Source organism: Leucobacter sp. 7(1), assembly GCF_900163635.1.
In the GTDB taxonomy this organism is placed as follows: domain Bacteria; phylum Actinomycetota; class Actinomycetes; order Actinomycetales; family Microbacteriaceae; genus Leucobacter.
In genome coordinates this window covers 1-3,000 of the sequence record NZ_FUID01000105.1, presented here as the reverse complement: position 1 = coordinate 3,000, position 3,000 = coordinate 1, and the positions used below count along the sequence as shown (strand labels likewise).

Annotated in this window: 2 protein-coding genes; one reads left to right on the top strand and one right to left on the bottom strand. The window is 62.0% G+C overall.

Annotated features, from left to right (window positions below):
• Window positions 1-36: 36 nt before the first annotated feature.
• Entirely contained in the window at window positions 37-516 is a 480-nt protein-coding gene (locus tag FM113_RS17685) for a low molecular weight protein-tyrosine-phosphatase (RefSeq protein ID WP_087016303.1), read from the bottom strand.
• A gap of 155 nt (window positions 517-671) precedes the next feature.
• On the opposite strand from FM113_RS17685, the gene FM113_RS17680 reads away from it, so the two are divergent.
• The gene (locus FM113_RS17680; protein ID WP_087016305.1) at window positions 672-2,921 is read left to right on the top strand and encodes a 5'-nucleotidase C-terminal domain-containing protein; all 2,250 of its coding nucleotides are present in this window, start codon (window positions 672-674) and stop codon (window positions 2,919-2,921) included.
• Window positions 2,922-3,000: the final 79 nt, after the last annotated feature.

Sequence of the window (3,000 nt, the reverse complement as noted above, 5' to 3'; positions counted from 1 at the left end):
GTCCGCGGTGGTGGGGGCGGTGAGGTGCGGGCGGTGCTAGGCGAGCCGTGCGCGGAGCTCGTCGAGTAGCACGGCGGCACCGCGCTCCACCTGCGTGAGGACCTCGTCGAAGGCCGCCTGGTCGGTGTAGTACGGGTCGAAGACGTCGGGGTCTGCCGGGCGCTCGGGGTCGAACGTGGTGAAGAGCGACACCCGCGCCGGATCAGCGCCGCGATCGAGGAGCACCTCCTCGTGGTCGCGGGCGAGCGCGATCAGTAGCTCGTGGTCCGCGATGTCCGCATCGGTGAGCTGCGCGGCGCGGTGGGCGGAACCGTCGTAGCCCCGCTCCGCGAGGGCGACCACGGTGCGCGGATCGGCGGGCTTGCCCTGGTGCCAGCCCTGTGTGCCGAGGGAGCTCACCTCGATGCGGTCCGCGAGTCCCGCCTCGGCGACGAGCTGGCGCAGCACCACCTCGCCCATCGGGGAACGGCAGATGTTGCCCGTGCACACAAAACTGACGCGAAGAGGAGTGCTCATGGCTCCAGTGTGCCTGAAGACGCCTGGAGGGGGTGGTTGGCGCGTGCCGAGTGAATGGTTGTTTCTACGATGGTTGACTAAAAAGCGATTTAGAAATACCGTGGTCGCCGGGGGCAGAGCCGGGAGGCTCGGACTCATATCAAAGGAGATATGACATGCCAGAGTGGCGAACCCCGTTACGAACAGTCATGGTCTCGGTGGCCGTTGGTGCCCTTCTCGTGAGTACGCCTCACGTGACTCAGGCGCTTGAGGCGGAGCCGACTGAAGTGTCGTTTGCCTTCATCAACGATTTTCACGGACGAATCGATGAGAACACCGTGCAGTGGGCAGGAACCATTGAACGCATTCGGGAGGAAGCTGGATACGACAATACGTTGCTCGTGAGCGCTGGAGACAACTTCGGCAATTCTCTCTACGCTTCCTCGGTGCAGGGCGAGCGGCCTACCGTGGAGGTCCTCGATGCGCTCGAATTAGACGCGTCAGCTGTGGGGAATGGAGACCTCTTTATCGGGTACGACAGGTACCAAGAACTCGCGGCAGAGGCGCGGTTCCCATTCCTGGCGGCCAACATGGTTGATGGCATCAGCGAGGAACTCGCAGCTGAGCCCTATGTCATTCGAGATGCCGGTGGAGTTCGAGTTGCGATCATTGGAGCAATCACGCCCGACGCTAAGGCTCAATTCCCAGATGGTGGTCTGCGATTTCTCCCGACTGTGGAAGCACTGAATCGCTCGGCGGAAGAGATCGAGGTGCAGAATCTTGCTGATGTCACGGTTGCGGTGATCCACGACGGGGGTGGTCTCAATTCTCCGCCCGCGTCGCTTGAAGACGAGCTTACGCAGGGTGGGGTGCTTGCTCGGATTATCACCGAAGCCTCTCCACTCATCGACGCTCTCTTTACGGGCCATACCCATAACCAGTACGTCTACGAAGCCCCGGTCCCCGGAGAGATGACGAGGACACGGCCTGTGATTCAGACAGGTTCGTTCGGGCAACGGGTGGGTAAGGTGACGTTGACCCTTGACCGGGCAAGCGGGACGGTGACCTCATCGGCAGCCGCACTGGTTCCGCGGTCTTCGGCATCTGACGCCGATCTCGTGGCAACATATCCGCGTGTTGCCGAGGTTCAGCGAATCGTCGAGGACGCTCGAGAGTATGCGCTCGTCGAGGGGAATCGGCCTGCGGGGAGGGCGAGCGCACCGATTACGACGGCGTTTCGTGGCGGGGAGTACGTGGATGGATTCTATGAGGGGGGAGACTCGGGCAATCGGACGCTCGAATCGGCACTCGGTACCCTCGTTGCAAACATGTTCCGTGATGTGCAACAGGACCAAGCTCGACCCCCGGAGTTCGGTGTGACGATCCCCAACTTCATCCGAAGCGACCTCATCCCAGATGCAGATGGAAACGTGCCAATCATGCAGATAATTGAGACCTTCGGGATCCAGGATTCGATTGTCTCGGCGGACGTTACTGGAGCGCAGCTGTATCGATTGTTTGAGCAGCAGTGGCAACGAACCCCAGAGGGTGATGCCAAGGGGTACATCCAGATGGCAATGTCCGACAACTTGGCCTACACCTATGACGCCCAGCGACCCGAAGGCGATCGGATTACGAGCATCACGGTGGACGGGGAGCAGGTCTCGCGTGAGCAAAGCTACCGAGTGGGCTTGTCGGGGGCCATCCTGATTGGGATTGTGAACTTTCATGAGGGAATGAATTTGGTGAATGTCACCGATTCCGGACTCATCGACGTCGATGGGTTTGGACAATACTTCGCAGCACTCAGCCAGAAGGCCCCGGTTGAGCCCGACTTCGCGCGGAGGGGTGTCACGGTTTCGGAGACCTCGGAGTCTGCCGGGCTCTACCGGGCCATCGGTGCCGAGGAGGTTCGAGATGGGGAGCTGCCCACGGTCAATGCGGGAGAGCAGATCGAGCTTGATCTTGCGGACTTGAACCAGACGAGCCGCGGAGCACCGGAAAATACGAGGCTCCGAGTCACCGTGAACGGGGAGCCAGTCCAGGAGGTCGCGATTGAAGACGGTGCGGCAGCGGTCAGATTCGGCGTTCCCGACACACTTGCGGGGCAGACAGCCGTGTTGGAGATGGAGGCAGTTCCTAGCGGGACGATCGTGACACGGGGCTTTCGCGTTGCGGAGGTTGATGCGGGCGGAGGCACCACTGACGGCGCCGCAGGAGGGAAGGAAGGCGGAGGAAACGACGAGGACGAAACGCCGAAAACAGGACGGCACCGTCCGGTCCCGGACCCCACGGAGGCTGGCATCTCGGAGCAGCGAGAGCTCGCGGCAACTGGCGGCAGCGGTTCTGAGGCCTGGGCGCTCTTAGGTCTCACACTTGTTGCGCTCAGCGGAATGCTCCTGAGGCGGGGACAGCGGTCAGGGTAAGCCGCCTGTGTCCACACGCCTAGCTGTACCCGGCCATCAGGTTGGTAGCAGCCGGCTGATCGGTGGCCGGCCTCCAAGT